This window comes from Kribbella sp. NPDC049174, assembly GCF_043197365.1.
GTDB lineage: Bacteria > Actinomycetota > Actinomycetes > Propionibacteriales > Kribbellaceae > Kribbella.
Genome location: NZ_JBICSZ010000001.1, coordinates 427,366 through 449,584 on the forward strand (window position 1 = coordinate 427,366; position 22,219 = coordinate 449,584).

Annotated in this window: 24 protein-coding genes; 13 read left to right on the forward strand and 11 right to left on the reverse strand. The window is 68.4% G+C overall.

Going from position 1 to position 22,219, the window contains the following annotated elements; genetic code table 11:
- Positions 1-176: 176 nt before the first annotated feature.
- Together ACGFIF_RS02010 and ACGFIF_RS02015 are read right to left on the reverse strand one after the other, a co-directional pair.
- On the reverse strand, positions 177-2,060 hold the full coding sequence (locus tag ACGFIF_RS02010; protein ID WP_393150391.1) for an NAD+ synthase: 1,884 nt from the start codon (positions 2,058-2,060) through the stop codon (positions 177-179).
- A 41-nt stretch (positions 2,061-2,101) separates the two neighbouring features.
- Positions 2,102-3,307 carry a VOC family protein gene (locus ACGFIF_RS02015; RefSeq protein WP_393150393.1) on the reverse strand — a complete coding sequence of 402 codons (1,206 nt, stop codon included), beginning with the start codon at positions 3,305-3,307 and terminating at the stop codon, positions 2,102-2,104.
- An 84-nt stretch (positions 3,308-3,391) separates the two neighbouring features.
- Between ACGFIF_RS02015 and ACGFIF_RS02020 the strand changes: the two genes are divergently transcribed.
- Genes ACGFIF_RS02020 through ACGFIF_RS02030 form a run of 3 tightly spaced genes read left to right on the forward strand, consistent with a single transcriptional unit; the run spans position 3,392 to position 6,008 of the window.
- Complete coding sequence (locus ACGFIF_RS02020) at positions 3,392-4,555, forward strand: DUF418 domain-containing protein (RefSeq protein WP_393150395.1); 1,164 nt, start codon at positions 3,392-3,394, stop codon at positions 4,553-4,555.
- Between the two features lie 17 nt (positions 4,556-4,572).
- The gene (locus ACGFIF_RS02025; protein ID WP_393150397.1) at positions 4,573-5,055 is read left to right on the forward strand and encodes a hypothetical protein; all 483 of its coding nucleotides are present in this window, start codon (positions 4,573-4,575) and stop codon (positions 5,053-5,055) included.
- Positions 5,052-6,008, forward strand: coding sequence for a hypothetical protein (locus ACGFIF_RS02030; protein WP_393150399.1), 957 nt, complete (start codon positions 5,052-5,054; stop codon positions 6,006-6,008). Before ACGFIF_RS02025 ends, ACGFIF_RS02030 begins: the two co-directional genes overlap by 4 nt.
- Here the strand turns inward: ACGFIF_RS02030 and ACGFIF_RS02035 are convergent.
- Positions 5,934-6,353 (reverse strand): hypothetical protein, encoded by a 420-nt coding sequence (locus ACGFIF_RS02035; RefSeq protein WP_393150401.1) that lies wholly within the window; start codon positions 6,351-6,353, stop codon positions 5,934-5,936. The two genes, ACGFIF_RS02030 and ACGFIF_RS02035, sit on opposite strands and share 75 nt — an antisense overlap.
- A 124-nt stretch (positions 6,354-6,477) precedes the next feature.
- On the opposite strand from ACGFIF_RS02035, the gene glnA reads away from it, so the two are divergent.
- Positions 6,478-7,818, forward strand: a complete 1,341-nt coding sequence (glnA, locus tag ACGFIF_RS02040; protein ID WP_393150403.1) for a type I glutamate--ammonia ligase — start codon at positions 6,478-6,480, stop codon at positions 7,816-7,818.
- A 425-nt stretch (positions 7,819-8,243) separates the two neighbouring features.
- Here glnA and ACGFIF_RS02045 read toward each other — a convergent pair whose 3' ends face one another.
- Entirely contained in the window at positions 8,244-8,582 is a 339-nt protein-coding gene (locus tag ACGFIF_RS02045) for a hypothetical protein (protein WP_393150405.1), read from the reverse strand.
- A gap of 46 nt (positions 8,583-8,628) precedes the next feature.
- Here ACGFIF_RS02045 and ACGFIF_RS02050 point away from each other — a divergent pair, with 46 nt between their 5' ends.
- The 5 genes from ACGFIF_RS02050 (at position 8,629) to ACGFIF_RS02070 (ending at position 12,512) form a co-directional block, all read left to right on the forward strand.
- Positions 8,629-9,867, forward strand: a complete 1,239-nt coding sequence (locus tag ACGFIF_RS02050; protein ID WP_393150407.1) for a helix-turn-helix transcriptional regulator — start codon at positions 8,629-8,631, stop codon at positions 9,865-9,867.
- A gap of 131 nt (positions 9,868-9,998) precedes the next feature.
- A complete protein-coding gene (locus ACGFIF_RS02055) occupies positions 9,999-10,703 on the forward strand; it encodes an ArsR family transcriptional regulator (RefSeq protein WP_393150409.1) in 705 nt (234 codons plus the stop codon).
- Positions 10,700-11,368 carry an arsenate reductase ArsC gene (locus ACGFIF_RS02060; RefSeq protein ID WP_393150411.1) on the forward strand — a complete coding sequence of 223 codons (669 nt, stop codon included), beginning with the start codon at positions 10,700-10,702 and terminating at the stop codon, positions 11,366-11,368. The genes ACGFIF_RS02055 and ACGFIF_RS02060 overlap by 4 nt, the downstream gene beginning before the upstream one ends.
- Positions 11,365-12,114 carry an aquaporin gene (locus ACGFIF_RS02065; RefSeq protein ID WP_393150413.1) on the forward strand — a complete coding sequence of 250 codons (750 nt, stop codon included), beginning with the start codon at positions 11,365-11,367 and terminating at the stop codon, positions 12,112-12,114. Before ACGFIF_RS02060 ends, ACGFIF_RS02065 begins: the two co-directional genes overlap by 4 nt.
- Positions 12,111-12,512 (forward strand): arsenate reductase ArsC, encoded by a 402-nt coding sequence (locus tag ACGFIF_RS02070; RefSeq protein WP_393150415.1) that lies wholly within the window; start codon positions 12,111-12,113, stop codon positions 12,510-12,512. Before ACGFIF_RS02065 ends, ACGFIF_RS02070 begins: the two co-directional genes overlap by 4 nt.
- A gap of 222 nt (positions 12,513-12,734) precedes the next feature.
- Here ACGFIF_RS02070 and ACGFIF_RS02075 read toward each other — a convergent pair whose 3' ends face one another.
- Both ACGFIF_RS02075 and ACGFIF_RS02080 read right to left on the reverse strand, forming a co-directional pair.
- Positions 12,735-13,793, reverse strand: a complete 1,059-nt coding sequence (locus tag ACGFIF_RS02075) for an ArsO family NAD(P)H-dependent flavin-containing monooxygenase (RefSeq protein ID WP_393150417.1) — start codon at positions 13,791-13,793, stop codon at positions 12,735-12,737.
- Positions 13,794-13,802: 9 nt separating this feature from the next.
- Positions 13,803-14,156: an ArsR/SmtB family transcription factor gene (locus ACGFIF_RS02080; RefSeq protein ID WP_393150419.1), complete on the reverse strand. Its 354-nt coding sequence runs from the start codon at positions 14,154-14,156 to the stop codon at positions 13,803-13,805.
- A 72-nt stretch (positions 14,157-14,228) separates the two neighbouring features.
- Between ACGFIF_RS02080 and ACGFIF_RS02085 the strand changes: the two genes are divergently transcribed.
- Both ACGFIF_RS02085 and ACGFIF_RS02090 read left to right on the forward strand, forming a co-directional pair.
- A complete protein-coding gene (locus ACGFIF_RS02085) occupies positions 14,229-15,626 on the forward strand; it encodes an FAD-dependent oxidoreductase (RefSeq protein WP_393150421.1) in 1,398 nt (465 codons plus the stop codon).
- A 1-nt stretch (position 15,627) separates the two neighbouring features.
- Entirely contained in the window at positions 15,628-16,872 is a 1,245-nt protein-coding gene (locus ACGFIF_RS02090; protein WP_393150423.1) for an MFS transporter, read from the forward strand.
- A gap of 108 nt (positions 16,873-16,980) precedes the next feature.
- On the opposite strand, the gene ACGFIF_RS02095 is transcribed toward ACGFIF_RS02090, so the two are convergent.
- The 3 genes from ACGFIF_RS02095 to ACGFIF_RS02105 form a co-directional block, all read right to left on the reverse strand.
- The gene (locus ACGFIF_RS02095; protein ID WP_393150425.1) at positions 16,981-17,616 is read right to left on the reverse strand and encodes a DUF305 domain-containing protein; all 636 of its coding nucleotides are present in this window, start codon (positions 17,614-17,616) and stop codon (positions 16,981-16,983) included.
- Positions 17,617-17,712: 96 nt separating this feature from the next.
- A complete protein-coding gene (locus ACGFIF_RS02100) occupies positions 17,713-18,216 on the reverse strand; it encodes a hypothetical protein (RefSeq protein ID WP_393150427.1) in 504 nt (167 codons plus the stop codon).
- Between the two features lie 132 nt (positions 18,217-18,348).
- On the reverse strand, positions 18,349-19,797 hold the full coding sequence (locus ACGFIF_RS02105; protein WP_393150429.1) for an MFS transporter: 1,449 nt from the start codon (positions 19,795-19,797) through the stop codon (positions 18,349-18,351).
- Positions 19,798-19,967: 170 nt separating this feature from the next.
- Here ACGFIF_RS02105 and ACGFIF_RS02110 point away from each other — a divergent pair, with 170 nt between their 5' ends.
- Positions 19,968-20,270, forward strand: a complete 303-nt coding sequence (locus tag ACGFIF_RS02110) for a metal-sensitive transcriptional regulator (RefSeq protein ID WP_393150431.1) — start codon at positions 19,968-19,970, stop codon at positions 20,268-20,270.
- A 231-nt stretch (positions 20,271-20,501) separates the two neighbouring features.
- Complete coding sequence (locus ACGFIF_RS02115) at positions 20,502-20,843, forward strand: hypothetical protein (RefSeq protein WP_393150433.1); 342 nt, start codon at positions 20,502-20,504, stop codon at positions 20,841-20,843.
- Between the two features lie 22 nt (positions 20,844-20,865).
- Here the strand turns inward: ACGFIF_RS02115 and ACGFIF_RS02120 are convergent, their stop codons facing one another.
- Both ACGFIF_RS02120 and ACGFIF_RS02125 read right to left on the reverse strand, forming a co-directional pair.
- On the reverse strand, positions 20,866-21,456 hold the full coding sequence (locus tag ACGFIF_RS02120; RefSeq protein ID WP_393150435.1) for a peptidylprolyl isomerase: 591 nt from the start codon (positions 21,454-21,456) through the stop codon (positions 20,866-20,868).
- A 45-nt stretch (positions 21,457-21,501) separates the two neighbouring features.
- Entirely contained in the window at positions 21,502-21,984 is a 483-nt protein-coding gene (locus tag ACGFIF_RS02125; protein WP_393150437.1) for a hypothetical protein, read from the reverse strand.
- Positions 21,985-22,219: the final 235 nt, after the last annotated feature.

Here is a 22,219-nt window from a genome sequence, read left to right on the forward strand (position 1 = left end):
TACCGGCCGACAGGAAGTTGTCAACCATGCCTTCATCGTCCCACCGTTGCGGAGGGTGAGCGCTACGGGTTGCGGCTGAGCGATCGCTCACATCGTCGGCGGGCAGGCCGGAGCGGTCCGAGAGCTCCTCGGAGGAGCCCCACGGGGTGTCGGAGGTCGGGCGGTACCGCCAGGGATCAGTCAGTGCTCTCGGCCACCTTCCGTGCCTCCTCACCAGTCGCCGGTACGTCGGAACCGGCGTCCTCACCAGTCACCGGGACGTCCTGACCTGTCGAACTGTCCGTAGCCGTCCCGTGCGCCGCCTTGCGGGCGTCCTCACGCCAGGCGTTCGTGATCGGCAGCCGGCGGTCCCGGCCGAAGGCCTTGTGGGTGATCTTCGGGCCCGGCGGGTACTGCCGTCGCTTGTACTCCGCCCGGTCGACCAGCTGGATCACCTTGCTCACCAGTTCGGTCTCGAACCCGGCCGCGACCAGCTCGGCACTGCCGCGGTCCTGCTCGACGTAGTCGTCCAGTATGTCGTCGAGCAGGTCGTACGGCGGCAGCGAGTCGGTGTCCTGCTGGCCGGGCCGCAGCTCCGCCGACGGCGGCTTGGCGATCGAGTTCTCCGGGATCGGCGGCTGCTGGCCGCGCGCCTTCGCGTCCGCGTTGCGCCACTTCGCCAGCCGCCAGACCAGCGTCTTCGGTACGTCCTTCAGCGGCGCGTACCCGCCGACCGCGTCACCGTAGATGGTCGAGTAGCCGACGGACAGCTCAGACTTGTTGCCGCAGGCAAGCACCAGGTGACCGTCGGCGTTCGACAGGCCCATCCAGATCACCGCTCGCACCCGCGCCTGCAGGTTCTCCTCGGCCAGACCGGTCAGGCCGAGGGTGTCGATGAACGGCTGCACCATCGGCTGGATCGGCACCACCCGGTAGTTCAGGCCGGTCCGTGCGGCGAGCTCGGCGGCGTCGTCGCGGGAGTGGTCGCTGGAGTACACACTGGGGTTGGAGATGCCGAAGACATGCTCGGCCCCGACCGCGTCACAGGCGATCGCGGCGACCAGCGACGAGTCGATGCCACCGGACAGCCCGAGCAGGACCGACTTGAAGCCGTTCTTCTGCACGTAGTCGCGCAGTCCGGTGACGATCGCGCCGTACATCTCGGCCTCGTCCGCGAGCCGTGGCGCGACGGCGGTGGCGATCGGTTCGTACGGCTCCAGCGCGTCCTCGTGGATCACGGTGTGAACGATGTCGATGCCTTCGTGCGACCCCGACGGTGTACCGGCGGGCGCGGGCAGGTCGAGGTCGACCACCATGCTGCCCTGCTCGAACTGCGGGGCGCGGGCGAACACCTTGCCGTCGGCATCGGCGATCAGCGAGTCGCCGTCGAAGACCAGCTCGTCCTGGCCGCCGACGAGGTTGACGTAGGCGAGCGAGCAGCCGGCCTCACGGGCGCGACGGCGGACCAGGTCGCCGCGGACGTCGTCCTTGTTGGCCTCGTACGGCGAACTGTTGACGACCAGCAGCAGACCGGCACCCGCGGCCTTGGTCACCGCGACCGGGCCGCCGTCCTGCCAGAGGTCCTCGCAGATGACCAGGGCGACGTCGACACCGTGGATCCGGATCACCTGCAGGGTGCTGCCGGGGACGAAGTGCCGGAACTCGTCGAAGACGCCGTAGTTCGGCAGGTGGTGCTTGACCGCGCTGGTGACGACGCGACCCTGGTGGATCACCGCCGCGCTGTTGGTCGGGGAGCCCTTCGGCCGGCCGAGCCGGTCCACGCCCATCGCCGTACCGGTGGCGCGGTCGAGGTAGCCGCAGACCACCACGACGTCGCCGAGACCTTCGTCGGCCAGCCGGGTGGCGAGGTCGTGGATGCGGGCCTGGGACGCGTCCACGAACGATGCCCGCAGGGCCAGATCCTCGACCGGGTAGCCGGTCAGGGCGAGCTCCGGGAAGGCCACCACATGGGCTCCCCGCTCGACGGCGTTACGGGTCCACGCGACGATCTTCTCGGCGTTCCCGTCGATGTCACCGACGGTCACGTTGAGCTGAGCGAGAGCAACCCGAAGCTGAGGCACGGGAGCACATTACTGGTTCCTTGGCTCGAACCCACTTCTGATCAAAGATCAGTGGTGACCAGGTCCAGTTCGTTGTTCTCCGGGTCGGCGAGTGTGCAGCGCTGTGGCGAGTCCTGGTGCACGATCCGGCCGCCGGTGGCGAGGGCCGTTTCGATGCGGTTCTGGAGCTGGTCGCCGGGTACGAGGAGCTCCAGCGTGATGCGGTTGCGCTGCGCGCGGCGGGCCTCGTCCGAGGGGTCCATCGGCTGGAAGAAGAGCACCGGGTTGAGCCAGCGGGGATCGTAGATGTCGCTGAGGTACGGACGCGTGTCGGGGTCGTAGCCGAGGACCGTCTGCCAGAAGGTGCGGACCGCGGCGATGTCGACGGCGTCGATGCCGAACTGTACGAAGCGCAGTCGGGACGGGTCCGCCGTGAGCTTCAGGTCACGCGCGGCGGCTTGGACCCGGCGGGCCAGGTCGGCGAACCGCGCGTCCTCCCACAGGTCCTTACCGGTGTCGATGGTGACGCCGTCCGGCCGAAGGTCGACCATCAGCGCCATACCTGTCTCGTCAACCAACCCAGCCACGGCAGTGGCGAGCTCGGCCGCCTGCGCGGTCGACGTGGTCGGGTAGAAGGTCATCCCACCGAACGCGGTCCGCCAATCAGCCGTCTCCGGCCCGCCGGCCAGCTCCTGGGCCGAGACGATGTCCGCCTCGTTCCCTTCGGCGTCGGCCATCGTCCGGTAGTGGTCACCACCGTCGAACGCCACCCGCCCGCCGGCCGCCTCGGCCGCCGTCACGCCAGCCGTCAGAGTCTGCGGACGACAGACATCGACGTGCGGACGATTGCGCAGCGGCAGCGACTCATCGAGCTGGTGGAACGAGAACGCCGGATCCCGCCGCAGCGGATCAGCCAGCTGGTCGTCGCCGACCGTTTCGTAGCCGAGTACGGCGTGCCAGAACGGAATCACCGCGGACCTGTCAGCAGCCCCGATCCGCACTCGCAGATCCTGCAGCGCCGACGGATCGGCGGTCAGCCCCAGCCCTTTCGCCGCGGCCGAGATCGCCGACGCCAACTCCAGCCCGCTGGAACCGTCGATCCGGACCTGCACCCCGCGATCACGCAGGTTCACCTCCAGCAGGTCCGTCAGTCCGGCGATCCGCGCGACCAGGGCCGCGCCGGTCGTCTGCGAGGGCGCCTCGAACCAGGCGTAGGTGCCGGAAGCAAGTGCCCGCCAGTCCTCGGCACCGGCGATGGATTCGCTCATGGCAGGAACATAAGCGACGAAGGTTCGCCGGTCGATGACTTTGGGTGGATGTGTGGGGACGGTCCGGCCGATTCACTGAGTGGTGTGACATCTCAGGCTGGGCCGACGGGATTGACCGAGCGGGCGCTCGGGCCGGACCTGGCCCGTGGGTTCATGCTGCTGTTCATCGCGCTGGCGAACTCGCACTACTTCGTCAACGGCCCCTCGATCTTCGGTGGCTTCCCGACCGACGGGTCCCCGGTGGACCGCGCGGTGAGCTTCCTGATCGCGACGTTCGTCGACGGCCGGTCGTTCCCGATGTTCGGCGTGCTCTTCGGGTACGGCGTCGCGCAGATCGTCCGCCGCCAGCGCGAGGCCGGGCAGGAGTGGAAGCCGATCCGGAAGCTGCTCCGGCGGCGGAGCCTCGTCCTGGTCGTGCTCGGCTTCCTGCACGCGATGCTGCTGTACGTCGGCGACATCCTCGCGGCGTACGGCGTACTCCTCTTCCTCGGCGTCTGGGCGCTGCGCTGGAAGGACCGCTGGCTGTTGATCGTGGCCGCGGTCGTGCTGGTGCTCTCGTCGCTGCCGAGCGGCGACTCACTCTCGACGGCGACGGACCCGGTCGATTCCTCGATGCTGCCGCAGAGCCTGCTCGACCAGTTCGCCGACCGGATCGTCGTCCAGCCGTTCATCGCGTTGCTCGGCCCGATCGGGTTCATCACACCGTTCCTGATCGGCCTGTGGGCCGGCCGCCGGGGCGTTCTCGAGCGTCCGGCCGAGCACCTCACCCTGCTCCGGTCGACCGCGATCATCGGCATCACCGTCGCGGTCGTCGGCGCCCTGCCGGTGTCGCTGGTCGTCGGCGGCGTGATCGACCGGCCGAGCGATCACACGCTCAGCATCATCGGTCCGCTGCACGACTCGTCCGGCGTCCTCGGCGGATTCGGGTACGCCGCTCTGATCGTGCTGATCGGGATGCGGCTGAGCGATCGCCAGGGCCCGATCACCCTGGCGATCGCCGCGGTCGGTCAGCGCTCACTGACCTGCTATCTGGCCCAGTCGGTGGTGTGGACCGTCGTATTCACGCCGTACCTGCTCGATCTGTCGCGCACGCTCAGTACGGCCACGACGGCGCTGCTCGCCGTCGCGACGTGGTTGGCGACTGTTCTGCTGGCCGAGCGGATGCGGCGCGTGGGCTACCGCGGACCGTTCGAGATCATGATCCGCAAGTTCACGTATCGCTTCAGTAAGGCAGTGACCCGAGCGTAGACGACCCGTGGTGTCTAATGGCTGGCGTGACAAGAGGGCAGGAGCCGGCGGGGGACGTCCGGCTGGGACGGGTCGGTAAGGGGCTGCGAGTCCTCGTGGCCGTGGTCGGGATCGGGCTGCTGATCAACGGATCGGTCCGGGCCACTGACGACGCCTGGCCGTTCGGACCGATGTCGCAGTACGCGATGTCGGTGCCGGACGACGCGTCGATCACCTACACCCGGATCACCGCCCAGACCGATGCCGGTACGACGGTCGACGTACCGCTGAACATCGAGGGGGCCGGGGTCGCCCGGGCCGAGATCGAGGCGCGGACCGGGGAGATCGTCAAGGATCCGTCGCTGCTGCAGCAAGTCGCGGACGGATGGTCCAAGAAACACCCGGACAAGCCGAAGTACGTGAAGCTCGAGCTGATCCGCGACACCACCCAGCTGGTCAAGGGGCGAGTCGTTGGCCCGCCGACGCCCGAGGTACTCGCGACGTGGGAGGTGCGCCGATGAGCGCGGCCGACGCTGCGGTGCCGGTCCGCCGGTCGCTCCCGGCACGCGTCGCGGGCTGGTTCACCCCGTCCATCGCGCTGGCTCGGGTCGCGTGGTTGCGGACCGTCCTCTACTTGTTCGTCATCCTCGACATGCACGCGTTCGTCCGGGACACCCGGCTCAAGGGCGAGCACTCCGATCTCTACCAGCCGTTGCTGCTGGCCCGCATCTTCGAACTGCCCAAGCCGTCGGTGGCGAACACGACCACCCTGTACGTCGTCCTGATCGTGGCCTGCCTGGTCGGCGCGTCGAACTACTTCCCGCGGATCGCCGGCTGGATCGTGGCGCCGGCGTTCACCTGGTGGGTGCTGATCGGGATGAGCGACGGCAAGGTCGACCACGACCACCTCGCGCTGGTGATCGCGCTCTGGGTGCTCCCAACCGTGAGGTCCGGCAAGCGCGGTCTGGCGTCGTACGGCGATCAGACCAGGTCGGAGGCCGCCGGCTGGGCCGTTCGGTGTGTGCAGATCTGCGTGATCGCGACGTACTTCCTGTCCGCCGTCGCGAAACTGCGGAGCGCCGGGTGGGCGCTGACCTGGCCGGGCAGCGCCGTACTGACGTGGGCGATCGTACGGCGGCCGCACCCGGTCGGAGAGTGGTTGCTGCACCACCCGTGGATGCTGCACGTGATGCAGTGGGTCGGGATCATCGCGGAGCTCCTGTCGCCGGTGATCCTCTGGCTCAAGGGACGGTGGCAGCTGCTCGGGGCGCTGTTCTTCCTCGGGTTCCACGCGGCGAACACGGCGATCCTGCTGATCCACTTCTTGCCGACGGTGGTCTGCTGGCTGGCGTTCGCGCCGCTGGAGCGGATCGTGCCCTGGTTCCGGCGCCGGCGGGCGTCAGACCGCGACGCCGGAGAGGCCGAAGACCAGGCCGAAGAGGGCCGGCAGGCCAAGGAGCAGGCCGGCGCGTAGCCGGAACCGGCGCCCGCCCGGGCCCGGGGTACGGACCACGCGGGACAGCACGGCACCGGCGTACCCGAAGACCAGGGCGGCGAGCAGGATCTGCTTGGTCGGCAGGTCGTCGGCGTGGTGGTGGGTCAGGCCGAGCGTGACCAGGCCGGTGCAGGAGAACGCGCACATGCCGAATCCGAGCTCCGGGACCGGCAGCCAGCGCCGCCCGAGCACGTCCCGCTCGGCGGGCCGCTTGCCCCGGATCGACTGGACGAAGCGCGTGGTGCTGAGCAGCAGGTCGGCGGCACACAGGATCGCGGCCACGATCAGGGCGGCGTGGTAACCAGCACCGAAGATCGTCTGCACACCGAAACGTTAGGCCCTGATCGGCGCGATGTCCGCACCAGCACGTAACGTCTGCTTAACAGAGCAGGGGCAGACTGTGTGAGGGCCCTCTGAAGTCGATGCTGAGCGAGAGGTGGACTGGCCGATGGACAAGCAGCAGGAGTTCGTACTGCGCGCGCTCGAGGAGCGCGACGTACGGTTCGTGCGGCTCTGGTTCACCGACGTGCTCGGGTTCCTGAAGTCGGTGGCGGTGGCGCCGGCCGAGCTGGAGGGCGCGTTCGCCGAGGGGATCGGGTTCGACGGATCCGCGATCGAGGGGTTCGCCCGGGTCACCGAGGCGGACATGCTGGCCAAACCGGACCCGTCGACGTTCCAGATCCTGCCCTGGCGGGGCGAGACGATGGGCACCGCGCGGATGTTCTGCGACATCAACATGCCGGACGGGTCCGCGTCCTTCGCCGACCCGCGGTACGTGCTGAAGCGGACGCTGTCGAAGGCGGCCGACCTCGGCTTCACCTTCTACACCCACCCCGAGATCGAGTTCTACCTGTTCAAGTCGCTGACCGGCGAGCCGGGCACGAAGCTGGAGCCGGTGGACTCGTCGGGGTACTTCGACCACACCCCGCAGGGGATCGGCAACGACTTCCGCCGCGAGGCGATCACGATGCTGGAGTCGATGGGCATCTCGGTCGAGTTCAGCCACCACGAGGGCGGGCCCGGCCAGCAGGAGATCGACCTGCGGTACGCCGACGCGCTCACCACCGCGGACAACATCATGACCTTCCGGGTGGTGGTCAAGGAGGTGGCGCTGAGCCAGGGCATCTACGCCTCGTTCATGCCCAAGCCGTTGAGCGACCAGCCCGGGTCCGGGATGCACACCCACATGTCGCTGTTCGAGGGCGACCGGAACGCGTTCTTCGAGGGCGGCGCGCAGTACCAGCTGTCCAAGACCGGCCGCGCCTTCATCGCCGGCCTGCTGCAGCACGCGGCCGAGATCACCGCGGTGACGAACCAGTGGGTGAACTCCTATAAGCGGCTCGCCGTCGGCGACGAGGCACCGTCGTTCATCTCCTGGGGTCACAACAACCGGTCCGCGCTGGTCCGGGTGCCGATGTACAAGCCGCACAAGGGCCAGTCTTCGCGGGTCGAGTTCCGGTCGCTGGACTCGGCGGCGAACCCGTATCTCGCGTTCGCGCTGATGCTGGCGGCCGGCCTGAAGGGCATCGAGGAGGGTTACGAGCTGCCGCGCGAGGTCGAGGACGACGTCTGGTCGCTGACGTCACGCGAACGCAAGGCCCTCGGCATCAAGCCGCTGCCGAGCAGCCTCGCCGAGGCCATCAGCGCGATGGAGGACAGCGAACTGGTCGCCGAGACCCTCGGCGAGCACGTCTTCGACTTCTTCCTCCGCAACAAGCGCGCCGAGTGGCAGGACTACCGTCGCCAGGTCACCCCGTTCGAGCTGAACAAGCTGCTACCCGTGCTGTAGGTCCAGCCCACGCGTGCTGCGCAGCCACTCCTCGTCGCAGCTGCTACGCGCGCTCCCACCCGCCCCCCGGCTTAGCCGCCGGTGCATCCTCGCCGGCTGCCGCCAGCGCTCTGCGGGCCCTTTTGCGCGCGTGCTGTCGCCCGCTTCAGTTGACTGCGATGTGATCGAAGCGTCGGCGTGGTCACCTTGGCCCACCGTGGTCGGTCGTCCCCACGCCGGCGTTACGCGCGCTCCTACGTCGCGTGCTCGCCATCCGCTCCCACCCACCACCCTTTGCTCAGCGGCTCATGCGACGGCTCTCCCGGTCGTCGCAGTCGGCAGTTCCACGACTCTTTCCGAGAAGCGTCTAGTCGCGCGAGGCTGAACGCTTGAGTGGAAGGCGGGCCGTACGCGGGTGCTGGGACCGGCACGCACGGCCCGCCGGACTAGGGGCGCGGGTCGCTCACGAGTACCGCAACGTGTAGCGCGGACTCGATGTCGTCGCGGACACGGATGGGATGACCGAGTACGGCGAAGTGCGTGAGGCTTGGTACGACCACAGCACGGGCGTGGTCGGCGAGCACGGCGTCGACGAGGTCCCGGAATGCGGCCGGGACGCTCTCTACCTTCTCCTCGAAGATCTTGCCGAGCTTGTAGCCTTCACGCTCTGCGTGGGTGGAGAAACGCGCGCGAATGTCCGCCTTCTCCCGGGCCTCCATGAAGAGGTGCTCTCGGTAGTAGCCGTGCGCCACCTGGCGCTCATCCGTACCCTTCCCCGCGTTCATGTGACAACTGTCGACCGTGCTGTCACTCTCCGGAGGGGCCATACTGGTGGCCAAATGGGCGGGATTGGTTGCTGAGGCGAAAGGCACAGGCAGCGCGATGGAGACCGGGGTTGGTCGGCTGATCGCGCAGTTGCGTGCCGAGCGTGAGTTGAGTCAGGCGGAGCTTGCGCAACTGCTCGCCAAGGTTTCCGGCAACGCGGCTGTCACGCGCCATGAGGTGAGCCGCTGGGAGCAAGGGCGTCGCCGGCCGCGGCGGTACTGGTTGGAATGGCTCGCGGTGGTGTTCGGGATGAGCCTCTTCGACCTCGAGGACCTTGCGCGCCTTGCGACCCCAACCATCGATTCCGATGAAGCAGAGGCGATTGAACTTCGCCAGCGCGTGGCCGCCAGCGATGTCGGCGCACAGACACTGGACCGGCTGGAAGCCGCGGTCGACGAACTCGTGATCGTCTATCCAGCGAGTCCGCCTGATCTGCTCTTGCTCCGCGTCCGGCGTCATCTCGCGTACGTCGGCAAGCTGCTCGACGCCCGCAAGACACTCGCGGAACACCGCCGGCTCGTGATCGTAGGAAGCTGGCTCTCCCTCCTCGGAGCGACCTGTTCTATCGATCTGGCGAACCGTCCGGCGGCCGCGGCAAGGCTGCGTACGGCGACGCGACTGGCCGAGCATGGTGAACACGCCGAATTGTCGGCGTGGTGCCTCGAAACGGCAGCTTGGCAAGCAGTCACCGACGGGGACTACCGGCGCGCTCTGAAGCTCAGTCAGGGCGCCCAAGCGATCGCTCCGCACGACAGTTCGGCGTACATCCAAGCCACCGCTCAGGAGGGCCGAGCCCACGCCCGACTGGGTCACACCCGCGAAACCCTGAACGTCCTCAGCCGTGTGGAGCAACTCGTGGCACCACTCAAGGTGCCCGAACGGCCCGAGCATCACTACCGCTACGACCCCGAAAAGTCGAACGCGTACGTAGCCACAACGTTGTCGTGGCTAGGCGACCCGGGTGCCGAGTCGATCGCCCGTCAGGTGCTCACTCGGCTCGAGAGCCCATCGAGCGGAAGCGCTCGTCCGCGCCGTGCGGCGACCGCTCGCCTGGACCTTTCCCTCGCCCTCATCGCCAGTAGCAAGCCCGATGAAGCAAGCGGCGTCACGATGCAAGCCCTGACCTCTGGACGGCTCGTCCCGTCCAACTTCTGGCGCGCGAAGGAAGTCATCAGGGCCGTCGATGCCTGCGGCCTACCCGAAGCCGCGGAGCTTCGCGACGCCTACGAGTCGCTCAAGTCCTGACCTCGCGAATGCGTAAGAACCTTTGTTCGGGCGCGGTCGTGCCCGCGGAGCAGAGGTGGGGACTACCTGTTGCGGGTGCTGTTGGTCTGTCTGCGTTGACAGGGCGAATTGACTCAGTGATCATTGAGGCAATGAACGTTGAGCGGAAGTCTCTGGTGGAGCGGGCTCGGGTGCATGCGGCGCTTGGGGATCCTGCTCGGTTGGCGATTGTGGAAGCGTTGGCGGTGGGGGATGCGGCGCCGGGGGAGTTGGGGGCGGTGTTGGAGATGCCCACCAACCTCATCGCGCATCATCTGAAGGTTCTGCAGGAGGCCGGGTTGGTGGTGCGGGGGAGGTCTGAAGGTGATCATCGTCGGACCTACGTGCGCCTGGTGCCTGAGACGTTGGCGATGGTGGGGAGCCCGTCCCTGAGTGATGTGCCGCGCGTCGTGTTCGTGTGCACGCACAACTCGGCTCGGTCGCAGTTGGCGGCGGCGATCTGGTCGCGAAGGAGCCATGTGCCGGCCGTGTCGGCCGGGACTCGGCCGGCTGAGCGAGTGCATCCGCGGGCGGTGAAGGTGGCACGGCGGCGCGGGTTGGATCCGGCAAAGTGGCGCACGGCTCAGGTGAGTGACGTGGTGGAGCCCGATGATCTGGTGATCGCGGTGTGCGATATCGCGTACGAGCATCTGCCGGCCGAGGCGCGGCCGCGGGTGCATTGGTCGGTGCCGGATCCGGCTCCGGCGGACTCGGATGCGGCGTTCGAGGCCGCGTACGACGAGATCGCCGGCCGGATCGATCGGCTGGCGCCGTTGGTTTCGCCGGTTGAGGTGAACCGATCGAGGAGTGGAGCATGACCGAAGTCTCTGGGTACCACCGCGAAGACTTGTCCATCGATCAGCAGCTCGCGCTGCGTACGGCGGCGTCGAGGCTGGGGGAGCAGTTCGCCGGGATCTACGGACCCGCGACGATCGAGCGATTCCTCCACTCGAGCTACGACCAGTTCGCGATCGGCAGCACGGTGCCGAACTTCCTTCCCCTGCTCGCCGAGCGCTTCGCCCGGCAGCGGCTGACCGCACTCGCCCGAGTGGAAGGACACCACGACGACGGTCGTCCGGTGGTTCTGTTCCTGTGCGTGCACAACGCCGGCCGCAGTCAGATGGCGCTCGGGTTCTTCGAGTATCTGGTCGGTGACCGCGCTATCGGTTGGTCGGGTGGCTCGGAGCCGGGCGTCGAGGTGAACCAGGCCGCGGTCACGTCGATGGCGGAACGCGGGATCGACATCTCGACCGAGTATCCGAAGCCGTGGACCGACGAGGTCGTTCGGGCCGCTGACGTAGTCATCAGCATGGGCTGCGGTGATGCGTGCCCGATCTTCCCCGGCAAGCGGTACGAGGACTGGGTCCTCGACGACCCGTCGGGGCTCGAGGTTGCCGAGATTCGGCCGATCCGGGACGAGATCGAGCGCCGGGTCCGCCAGTTGCTCGACGAGCTCGCCGTACCTGCTGCGAGCGGCCGGTGAACACCGCTCCACTCTGGCGACGGGCAGTTGCCGAAGGCATCGGAACCGGGCTGCTGGTGACCGTCGTCATCGGCTCGGGGATCGCCGCCGCAAAACTGTCGCCGAACGATGTCGGACTCCAGCTGCTGGAGAACGCGTTCGCGACCGCGCTCGGACTCGCCGTACTCATTTTGATGATCGGGCCGGTCTCCGGCGCACACTTCAACCCGGTCGTGTCGGCAATCGACTGGTGGCTCGGTCGACGCACCGGAAGCGGTCTGACATCGCGTGATCTCGGTGCCTACGTTCCGGCGCAGGTCGTCGGTGCGGTCCTGGGCGCCGTGCTGGCGAATCTGATGTACGGCGAGGCCGCGGTGTCGTGGTCGACGACCGAGCGCAGCGGTGGGCAACTGTGGCTCGGCGAGGTCGTCGCAACCGCAGGGCTGATTGTGCTCATCTTCGCGCTCGCCGCGTCCGGCCGGGCCTCGCTGGCCCCGGCTGCGGTCGGCGCCTACATCGGGTCGGCGTACTGGTTCACCTCGTCGACCTCGTTCGCCAACCCTGCCGTCACGATCGGGCGAGCGTTCAGCGATACCTTCGCCGGGATCGCCCCGGCCTCCTTGCCCGGCTTCGTGATCGCACAGGTCGTCGGCGCGATGGTCGGAGTGGGCTTGCTGGCCCTGCTGTACCCGAGAGCCGGACGCGCTGCGGACGAGGTCGTCACGCCACACACTGAGACCCCTGCGAGTACTGGAGCATCCACGTGAGCAAGCCAAGTGTTCTGTTCGTCTGTGTCCACAACGCCGGCCGGTCGCAGATGGCCGCGGGCTGGTTGCGGCACCTGGCGGGCGACACGGTCGAGGTCCGGTCGGCCGGATCAGCACCGCGCGACCAGATCAACCCGGTCGCGGTCGAGGCGATGCGTGAGGTCGGCATCGACATCACCGGCGCCATCCCGCAGCGCTTGGAGACCGAGACCGTCCGCGAGAGCGACGTCATTGTCACCATGGGCTGCGGCGACGCGTGCCCGATCTTCCCTGGCAAGCGGTACGAGGACTGGGAGCTCACCGACCCGGCCGGCCAGCCGATCGAGGTCGTCCGCCAGGTCCGCGACGAGATCCGCGGCCGGGTGGAGAAGCTCGTCGGTGAGCTGCAGACCGCGTGAAGCCTGCAGGGCCCGGCCGTCGCCGGGATATAGGTGTCTTCCCTGCCGAGCGTCCTTCGCCGCGGAGCGCCTGACACGCTCTCGCGAGGGCCGAGGGCACGACGCGCGGAACCGTGTCTGAGGTGCTCTTCGTCTATGTTCGCAACGCCGGCAGGTCGCAGATGGCGGCCGGTCTCCTGAGTCAGCAGGCCGGTGATCGCCGAGCTGTTCGCTGCGACCTGATCAGAGTTTGGCGAGCAGGTCGCGGGCCGTGCGGCCGGCGCCGATGAGGGTGGCCGAGGCCGGGCCGGTCCAGTCGCCGTAGCCGATCAGGTGCAGACGTGGCTCTTTGATCGCCTGGGTGCCGTCGGTGGGGATCAGGCCGTCTGGTCCCCGCAGGCCGAGGGTCGACAGGTGACTGAGCTGTGGGCGGAAGCCGGTGCACCAGATGATCGTGTCGAACGACGACTCGGTGCCGTCGCGCCATCGGACGCCGTCGTCGACCACGCTCGCGAATGGTTCGCGAGCGTGCAGTACGTCGCGGTCACGGGCCTCTCGAACACTGTCGACCATCACGATGTCGCCGAGACCGGACACGCCGCCCGTGTCTTGTTCGCCGAGCTGCCGTGCCCGGTGACGCCTGGTGGCGATCTCGAACAAGGCCCGGCCGTCGACGTCGTCGGGGAGGAAACGAGGCGGGCGGAGCGTCACCCACGTGGTCTCCGCGACCAGCGAGACCTCGGCCAGGATCTGCGCGGCCGAGTTGCCACCGCCGACGATCAGCACGCGCTGGTCGATGAAGTCGGATGCGCGCCTGTAGTCGGCGGTGTGTAGTTGCCGGCCGGCGAACAGTCCCGGGTACGTCGGGACGAACGGCCTGGACCAGGTCCCGGTCGCCGACACGACGTGCTCTGCCAGCCAGTCGCCGTCGCCGGTGTGGACGACGAGGTGCTTGTCATCGCCGCGACTCACTGCGTCGACCGGGACAGAGCGTCGTACGTCGAGCTCGTAACGCTTCTCGTAGTGCGTCAGGTAATCGACCACATGTGCGGCCAACGGGTAACCACTGTCGCCGGTCCACGCCGGCATCATCCAACCCGGCAGCGAGGAGTATTGGGTGGGCGAGAAGGTCCGCAGCGTCGGCCACATCTGTGCCCAGGCGCCGCCGGGCTCTGCGGTGGCATCGAGGATGACGAAGTCCTCGCCAGGGACCAGACCGGAGCGGCGCAGGTAGAAACCCGTGGCCAAGCCGGCCTGGCCGCCACCGATCACCACCACACGGGCCCTACGCGATGACGCCATCCGGAGAAGTCAGACCGCGGTCGGCGCCGGGACCGACAGCAGGTTCGAGAGCCAGGTCAGACGCTCGGGCAGGGGCCAGTAGTAGACCCAGGTACCGCGGCGCTCGCAGTCGACCAGTCCGGCCTCGCGGAGGACCTTCAGGTGGTGCGAGATCGTCGGCCCGCTGACGTCGAAGTTGGGCGTGATGTCGCAGACGCACACCTCGTCACCGGCGGAGGCGATGATCGACATCAGCCGCAGCCGGATGGGGTCGGCCAGCGCCTTGAAGACCGCGGCGCCGTCCGCTGCCTGGGCCGGGTCGAGGGCGGCCTCGGAGATCGGCGTGCAGCAGGTGTTGAGTACGACGAGCTCCTGTTTAGGCATGCGTCTATCTTGACTTACGTCTAATCAGGAGGCAAGCTTCGTGATTAGATGAACGTCTAGACAGTACGGAGGATGATCGTGACAAAGCCGGTGGTAGTCATCGGAGCAGGCCCAGTGGGACTGGCCGCCGCGGCCCATCTCGCCGAGCGCGGGCTGGAGTTCCTGGTCCTCGAGTCCGGGCCGAGCGTCGCCGCGGCGATCGACGAGTGGCGGCACGTGAAGCTGTTCAGCCCGTGGCGGTACGACATCGACGCGGCCGCCCGTCGCCTGCTGGAGCAGACCGCCTGGATCGAGCCCAACCTGGACGACCTGCCCACCGGCGGCGACCTGATCGACGCCTACCTGGCTCCGCTGGCCAAGACGCCGCAACTCGACGACCGGATCAAGTACGGCGCTCAGGTGACCGCCGTGACCCGGGTCGGGTTCGACCGCGTCCGTACCGCGGGTCGCGCGGACGCGCCGTTCCTGGTGCGTCTGGCCGATGGTGAGGAGGTGCTCGCCAGCGCGGTGATCGACGCGGCAGGGACGTGGCGTCGCCCGAACGTGCTCGGCGGTTCCGGCATCCCCGCTCGGGGCGAGGCCGACGTGGCCGACGCGATCTCGGCGGCGTTGCCGGACGTGCTGGTGCGTGACCGTGAGCGCTTCGCTGGTCGCCGTACGGCAGTGGTCGGGGCTGGTCACTCGGCGGCGACGACGCTGCTCGAGCTGGGCGATCTGGCCGCGCAGGAGCCGGGCACCGAGGTGTTCTGGGTGGTCCGCGGCGCCGACCAGGCCCGCACCTACGGCGGCGGCGACGCCGACGAGCTCCCGGCCCGCGGAGCGCTCGGCGCGCGTCTCAAGCGACTGGTGCGGTCCGGCCGGGTCGAGCTCGTGAGCAGCTTCCGCATCGAGGCGATCACCCGCACGACGGACGGGCGGGTGGAGCTGGCAGCCGGTGACCGGCGGGTGGTCGTGGACACCGTGGTCAACTCGACCGGGTTCCGCCCCGACCACGAGATCGTCGGCGAGTTGCGCCTCGACCTCGACCCGATCCTGGGATCGACGCGGGCGTTGGCACCGTTGATCGACCCGAACCAGCACTCCTGTGGGACCGTCCCGCCGCACGGCGTCGACGAACTCGAGCACCCCGAGCCCGGCTACTACGCGGTCGGCGCCAAGTCGTACGGACGCGCACCGACGTTCCTGCTGGCCACCGGCTACGAGCAGGCTCGCTCCGTGGTTGCCGCGCTGGCTGGTGACTGGGAGGCCGCCCGCGATGTCCAGCTGAACCTGCCCGAGACCGGCGTGTGCTCGTCGAACCTCGCGTACGGCGACTCGGCCGACGAGGCCGCGGGCGGTTGCTGCGGCCCGGCGCCGCAGTCGGTCTCCATCGAGGCGCCGGCCGGCCGCGGCCTGGCCACCGGCATCAGCGGTGGTCTGCTGACCGTCGTCGAGGCGAAGCCGACCACGCAGTCCAGCTGCTGCGGCTGAGATGACGTCGAATCCGGGTCTGGTCGACCGCCCCACCACGGCGCCGGCCAGACCCGGTTCGCGACGTCTGGTGGGCGCGCTCGCCGTTACCCAGACGGTCGGATACGGCGTTCTGTACTACGCCTTCAGCGTCATCCTCGGGCCGATGAGCCGTGACCTGGGGATCTCGAACGCCATCTCCGCGGGCGCTCTCACTGTCGCCGTTCTCGTCACGGGCCTGCTGTCGATCCCGGTCGGTCGCTGGCTGGACGCCCGCGGCGGGCACGCGCTGATGACGACGGGGTCGGTTCTCGGCGCGGTCGCCGTACTCGCGTGGTCTCAGGTGCAGTCGGTCGCACAGCTGTACGCGGTCTTCGTGCTCATCGGTGTTGCCTCGGCGATGGTTTTGTACGAGCCGGCGTTCGCGGTGGTCGTCGCGGTCACAGACCCGACGCGGCGGTCGAAGGCGCTGCTGGGCATCACCCTGGTCGCCGGCTTCGCCAGCTCGATCTTCATCCCGCTGACCGGCCAACTGGTCGCCGGGTTGGATTGGCGCGCCGCGCTGATAGTGCTCGCAGTAGGTCTTGCCGTGATCACCGTTCCGCTGCACGGCCTCGCCTTGCGGCACACGACACCTCGCGCTGACCGGGTCGATAGGCATCGGCATCGGCACACTTCGCCTGCACAGGTCGTGCGCGATCCGGCCTTCTGGTTGCTGGCCGCAACTTTTGTGTTCCACGGTGCAGCGCTGGCCGTGATCGCCGTACACCTGGTGCTGTACCTGATCAGCCTCGGCCATCCCGCCGCGCTGGCCGCCACGCTGGCCGGACTGCTCGGGCTACTGTCCGTCACCGGTCGGGTTGTCACCACCCTCTCGACGCGATGGTTGCCGATGGCTACCATCGCCGGAGTCATCTTCGTCGGCCAGGGAGTGGCGATGTCCCTGCTGCCGCTCGTCGGACGGCACGTAGCGGGGGCGATCGCCTGCCTGGTGTTGTTCGGGCTCGGCTTCGGTGTCGCGTCGATCGCGACACCCGCGATCCTGATCGATCGCTACGGCGCGACCGGCTACGGCACGATCGCGGGCACGCTCGCGGCGCCGGTGCTCGTCGCGAAGGCATCGGCACCGCTCGGTGGCGCGTTGCTCGCCGCCGCTGCGGGTTACCGGCCGCTCGTACTGCTGGTCGCCGGGGCGTGCGCGCTGGCCGGCGTACTTCTCCTGCTGGTGCAGAGAATTCCTGCTATGCGGCCGGCATCCGGCCGGTGACGCCAGCGAGCGCTCGTACGACGTACTGGGCGTCGCGAGGCCGGCAGCGGACGCGGCGATCTGGGCGGGCCCCCGATCGTTAAGCGCCTGCTGCCGGCTTGCGTTCCGTCAGCTGACGGGCAGTTGCCCGAGCAGGCGTTTCATGGCCGCGATCTCGCGGGTCTGATCGGTTTCGACCTTCTTGGCCAGCGCGATCGCGGCGGGGTCCTTGCCGGTGGTCTGCTCGGTCTTGGCCATGCTGACCGCGCCTTGATGATGTTTGATCATCATCTCGATCCACATCCGGTCGAACATGCTGCCCTTCTGCTTGCCCAGTTCGGACATCTCGTCCTCGGTCATGATGCCGGGCATCTCGTCGGCGCCGTGGCCACCATGCTGCGCGGACGGTATGGGCTTGCCCCACTTGGTGAGCCAGCCGGACATGACCTTGATCTCCGGCTCCTGCGCGGCGTTGATCGCGGCCGCGAGTTGCTTCACCTCGGACGTGGTGGCCATGTAGCCGGCCATGCTGGCCATCTGCAGTGCCTGCTGGTGGTGCGGGATCATGTGGCTCGCGAAGGTGACGTCGGCGTCGTTGAACTCACCGGACGCCGTGGCCGCGCTGCTGGGCGCTGCGGGTTTGGTGCCGTGCTCCATGCCGGGCATGGAGCCGCTGCTCGAGTCGTCGCCGCAGCCGGCCAGGGTCATGGTTGCCACCAGAATGACGGCTGTGGAGGCAGCACGCTTCCAGGTGTTGGGTTGCATGTGCAGGTGTCCTTGTCGTTCGAAGCTGTGATCTACGCGGCGCCTGCGAGGGCGCGCGAGGTAGGCCGTTCGCCCGGATGTGGGCAGGAGTTCGGCCTAGCTTCGTAGAACGCAGAGTTTCGACAAGGTCGGTTGCAGCCAGGGTGGCGATGGCCCTGCGGCGAGCGGGGTGAGCCGGGGTCCGAGTCGTACGACGGGGCGTGTGGTGCGGAGGATGCGTGACGCGAGCGCTCCGGCGATGGCGAGGGCCAGGGCGGTGAGCATCGCCAGACAGACATCGCCCATCGCATGACCATGTCCGTCCTCAGCCGGTCGCACCGTGATCTCGCTCCTGGCCGCCGCGTCGATCGGCGTCGGCTCGAACTGTCCGGCCGCCGACGGGCTGTCCGGCACGCGGTGCGCTGAGTGAGCCGAGGGCTGCTCTGCCGCCTGGTGCACGCTCGCGGGCCCGGCCGCCGCGGGCTGCGGGGTGGCAGTGAGGGCTGCTGCGGCGTCATGGTTGCCGGTCAGACCGTGCATCACGAAGACCCCGGCGAGCAGGCACACGGCGATCAGGGCCCTGATCAGGCTCGGCCGTGCGCTTGGGTCGTGGGTCTTCATCGGTCCTACCTTAGTTACTGGTCAGCCGGAGGTGTGGTTGCGGTCCTGCTCAACGGTGGTGCGGGGTGGCCGCGAAAGGTGCCGGCCGCTCCCAGGGCTGCTGAAGAAGCAGCCCTGGGAGGGGTGGACGGTTCACCGGCTCGTCGGGACGTCTACCGAACTGGCCGGGTCCGGCTGAGCAGCGGGGCTGGGCATCCGGAGGCTGATCGCGGCCAGGACTGCACCGACCGCGGCGATCACCGCGGCGCCGATGAAGGCGGCCGAGTATCCGTCGGTGAGCGCGGCGGCGTCACCGAGGAGGTCACCGCCGTTCGCGGCGGCCACCGCGGTCATCCCGGCCAGGCCCAAGGCAGACCCGATCTGGTAGCTGGTGTTCACGATCCCGGACGCCAGGCCACCCTCCTCCGGGCGCGCCGACGACAAAGCGATGCCAAGGCTGGGGATGAACGCCAGCGACATCCCGGCGGCCGCGATCAACGACGCCGGTAGTACGTCGGCCCAAAACGAACCGTCGGAGCGGATCAGTGACAGGCCCGCCAGACCCACGGTGAGGATCGCCATGCCGCCAACCAGCGTCTTCTTCGGACCGGCCGCGGCGATCGCCCTCGGCGCGACGACGATCATGCCGAGCATGATGAACGTAGTCATCGGCAACAGCGCGGCGCCGCTGGGGAACGCGCTCAGCCCGAGGACCTGCTGCAGGTACAGGTTCAGGAAGAACCACATCGGCACCCACGCCGCACCCAGCAGCAACTGAGCCACGTTCGCGGCAGCCAGGTTCGGCGCGGCGAAGATCCCGAGCCGCATCAGCGGCTCGCGTCGCGTGGCCTGCACCGCGACGAACACACCCAGCAGTACGACGGCCGCCGCGCCGACCAGCAGCGTCGAGCCGGCCGACCAACCCGCCTCGGGCGCCCGGACGATCGCGTAGACGCCGGCGCCGAGACCGACCGTCACGGTCAACGCACCGAGCAGGTCGACCGACCCACGCCGTACGGCGGAGCTCGGCATCAGAGCGGGTGTGGCAAGCAGGGCGATCAGCGCGATCGGCACATTGAGGAAGAACACCCACGGCCAGGACAGGTACTCGGTGATCACGCCACCGAGGAACACCCCTGCCGTGCCGCCGGCCGGAGCGGCCGCGCCGTACAGCGCGATCGCCTTGGTCAGCTCCCGCGGATTCCCTCCGAACAGCATCATCAGCAGCGTGAGTGCGGCCGGCGCGATCAACGCCGCACCGATGCCTTGGATCGCACGGCCTGCCAGCTCGGTACTGACGCCGGTCGCGAGGCCCGCGAGCAGCGACCCGGCCAGCAGTACCGCCCAGCCGGCGGCGAAGATCCGCCGGGCGCCGAGCAGGTCGGACAACCGTCCGCCCAGCAGCAACAGGCCGCCGAACGCGACGACGTACGCGTTGAACACCCACGACAGGTCGCCCGGACCGAACCCGAGCTCGGCCTGCATCTTCGGTAGCGCGACACCGATGATCGAGGTGTCCATGATCACCATGAACTGCGCTGCGGCGATCAGGCCGAGCGCCCACCAGCGCCGTGACGACGCCGGCGATTCCATCTGACTCATCTCAGTACTCCTTACCCGTATGGGGTATCGATCGAATCCATGAAAGGCTCCGGGGTTGGGAACCGGGAAACGAGACGATACCCTAGGGGGGTAACCTATGAAATGCAAGAGAGTCAAGGATCCTGCGGTTGTCAGGCGGGCAGGGTGCGGCGAACCCAAGGGAGGACGTGGTGAGCGTGGCCGGACCGGCGCAGCACGGTTACATCGACGACAAAGAGGCCTACCTGCGGCGGCTGCGCCGCATCGAGGGTCAGGCCCGCGGACTGCAGCGGATGGTCGAGGACGAGAAGTACTGCATCGACATCCTCACCCAGATCTCAGCCATGACGAAGGCACTGGAGTCCGTCGCCCTCGGCCTGCTCGAGGACCACCTCGCGCACTGCGTGGTCGACGCCGCGGCCGCCGGCGGCCCCGAAGCCGATCGCAAGATCAAGGAAGCCTCCGAAGCCATCGCCCGGCTCGTGCGCTCCTAGCGCCGGTGGTTCGGTCCGCCCTCGGCTGAAGCGACACCGGCCGGGCGACCGATCGAGGTTCTCAGGGACGGGTCGGTCGAAAGCTGGTCATCGTGACTTGTTGAGGATCACCTTGCGATCGGCCTCGCGCCGCCGGCCGCGGTGGCCGCGGCGATTGACGACTTCGGGCGGCCCGCGCAGGTCGCAGCAGCGTTCGCTCGTCAGTCCACCGGACGCCGTACCGCGATTGCGATGCTCTCGACAGCCCCGATCTTTGCCATCCTGTGGGGGATCGCGCTGATCGGGGCCGAGGCTTGGAGGTGGTCACTTCCGCGCGGTCTGCCCGTCCTGTTCGGAGTCGCACTCGTGGCTGTCGCCGGGACGCTGCTGGTCGTTGCCACGAGCAAGAACCCGGCGCGGACCCGGCTCGCGGGCCCGGCCAGCGCCGTACTCATCCTCCTCGACTTGAGCATGCTCATCACCATCCTGACCGTCCAACCCATACTCACCACGGCCCTCGCGCTCGCACTCCCGGCGAGCCTTGTCCGCATCGCTCTCTCGACCCGCAATCTCCCACGCGCCTTCGCCCGCTGAGCTGCGCTCTGCTCCGTCATTGCTACGTGGAACGCCAACAGACGCTGATCAAGGTGATGCGGACCGGCTCGCGTGGGGTTGCTGCGATCCGGTCCAGCACCGGTAGTCCGTTGCTGACGGCACCGATGACGGTGGACGTCTTCGGCAGGTTGGTTGTCGTGTGCACAAAGAAGAACCCGCTGCCGTTCATGCCATCGTTGCGCATGGCAACTACGCCGCGGCGGTACGTCTCCTTGCCGGTCAGCTCCGGCGTGAAGCGGTAGCCAGGCCGGCCCGCGCCGCACACGAGGATCGCCCGGGTGAGGAGTGGGCACGGGGTCTCGTTGTAGAACCGGACCAGGGCCAGGTGGGTGAAGCTGTGGACGGCGCACGGGGCGTCACGACGGTCAAGTTGCAGGACGAGCGTGCCGCGGTTGGTCTGCACGGTCACCTTCACGAAGCCGACCAGCGGTGCCAGTGAGTACGGCGGCCTGACGGTGCCATCCGCCGTACGGGTGTAGGTGCACTTCTTGAACAACGCTGGTGCCGCCTGGGCGCTGGCGGCCCAGCCCTCCAGGATCAGGGCGACAGCGGCGACCAGCAGGACTGCGACAACCCGTTTCCAGCGACGCATGTCTCCGACGGTAACACTGAGTAGGCGTCGAGCAACAAAGTGTGTTCAGAGGTTGAGGAGTTGGTCGTCGGAGGCGTGCTTCGAGGCCCAGCGCGAGGCCGCGGTCGAGTGCCGGTACGGCGGATCGACCGACGGAGGTGCCGTGGGCACGCTGAAATCAGCCGGCGCCGGCGGCAGGATCGGTGACCCGTCGGGGGCGAGGGCGTGCACCTCCTCGACGGTGAGCAGGCCGACCGGGCGGGTCCCTTCGGTGATCACCACGATGCAGCCGGGGATCACCTGCTGGGCGCGATTCCCCTTCGCGGGAACGAGGATCCCCTCGGCCTGGGTGCGCCAGGCGCCCGGCGCGAAGCGGCGCAACGCGATCCCGGCCTGGCAGTCGTCCGCCGACCTCGGTGGGAGGTAGGCGGTGGCTGTGTAGTCGTAGTCGTAGTCCGGCTCAGGCGGACCCGACACTCGCCCGCCCTGCTGGGGCGTCAACCAGACCACCGAGCCCCGAACAGCGAGCGACCCCGTCATCATGACCATGAGAAGCCATCATGCCGATTACTGAGCGAATCCGCTACACGACACCGTGTATTCATCGCAATCTGACCGCGATCCAACTGAGACGCGCCCTCGATGGTGTGCACAGCTCGATCATAGAAACGGTTGTTGGGGTCCTGACAGGGGCGTGGGATGGGCCGAGGGGGATTGGGTAGCCTGCACCCGTGGCCGAGGTGCGCAGAGGGTCTTGGGAGGGCCGGCTGGCTCGGCTCGGGTT

Bases quoted from the DNA above. Each gene is read 5' to 3' on its own strand.
- ACGFIF_RS02015 (WP_393150393.1), bottom strand. From the start codon at position 3,307: ATGAGCGAATCCATCGCCGGTGCCGAGGACTGGCGGGCACTTGCTTCC.
- ACGFIF_RS02025 (WP_393150397.1), top strand. From the start codon at position 4,573: ATGGCTGGCGTGACAAGAGGGCAGGAGCCGGCGGGGGACGTCCGGCTG.
- ACGFIF_RS02030 (WP_393150399.1), top strand. From the start codon at position 5,052: ATGAGCGCGGCCGACGCTGCGGTGCCGGTCCGCCGGTCGCTCCCGGCA.
- glnA (WP_393150403.1), top strand. From the start codon at position 6,478: ATGGACAAGCAGCAGGAGTTCGTACTGCGCGCGCTCGAGGAGCGCGAC.
- ACGFIF_RS02045 (WP_393150405.1), bottom strand. From the start codon at position 8,582: ATGAACGCGGGGAAGGGTACGGATGAGCGCCAGGTGGCGCACGGCTAC.
- ACGFIF_RS02055 (WP_393150409.1), top strand. From the start codon at position 9,999: ATGAACGTTGAGCGGAAGTCTCTGGTGGAGCGGGCTCGGGTGCATGCG.
- ACGFIF_RS02060 (WP_393150411.1), top strand. From the start codon at position 10,700: ATGACCGAAGTCTCTGGGTACCACCGCGAAGACTTGTCCATCGATCAG.
- ACGFIF_RS02075 (WP_393150417.1), bottom strand. From the start codon at position 13,793: ATGGCGTCATCGCGTAGGGCCCGTGTGGTGGTGATCGGTGGCGGCCAG.
- ACGFIF_RS02080 (WP_393150419.1), bottom strand. From the start codon at position 14,156: ATGCCTAAACAGGAGCTCGTCGTACTCAACACCTGCTGCACGCCGATC.
- ACGFIF_RS02085 (WP_393150421.1), top strand. From the start codon at position 14,229: ATGATCGTGACAAAGCCGGTGGTAGTCATCGGAGCAGGCCCAGTGGGA.
- ACGFIF_RS02090 (WP_393150423.1), top strand. From the start codon at position 15,628: ATGACGTCGAATCCGGGTCTGGTCGACCGCCCCACCACGGCGCCGGCC.
- ACGFIF_RS02095 (WP_393150425.1), bottom strand. From the start codon at position 17,616: ATGCAACCCAACACCTGGAAGCGTGCTGCCTCCACAGCCGTCATTCTG.
- ACGFIF_RS02100 (WP_393150427.1), bottom strand. From the start codon at position 18,216: ATGAAGACCCACGACCCAAGCGCACGGCCGAGCCTGATCAGGGCCCTG.
- ACGFIF_RS02105 (WP_393150429.1), bottom strand. From the start codon at position 19,797: ATGAGTCAGATGGAATCGCCGGCGTCGTCACGGCGCTGGTGGGCGCTC.
- ACGFIF_RS02115 (WP_393150433.1), top strand. From the start codon at position 20,502: ATGCTCTCGACAGCCCCGATCTTTGCCATCCTGTGGGGGATCGCGCTG.
- ACGFIF_RS02120 (WP_393150435.1), bottom strand. From the start codon at position 21,456: ATGCGTCGCTGGAAACGGGTTGTCGCAGTCCTGCTGGTCGCCGCTGTC.
- ACGFIF_RS02125 (WP_393150437.1), bottom strand. From the start codon at position 21,984: ATGGTCATGATGACGGGGTCGCTCGCTGTTCGGGGCTCGGTGGTCTGG.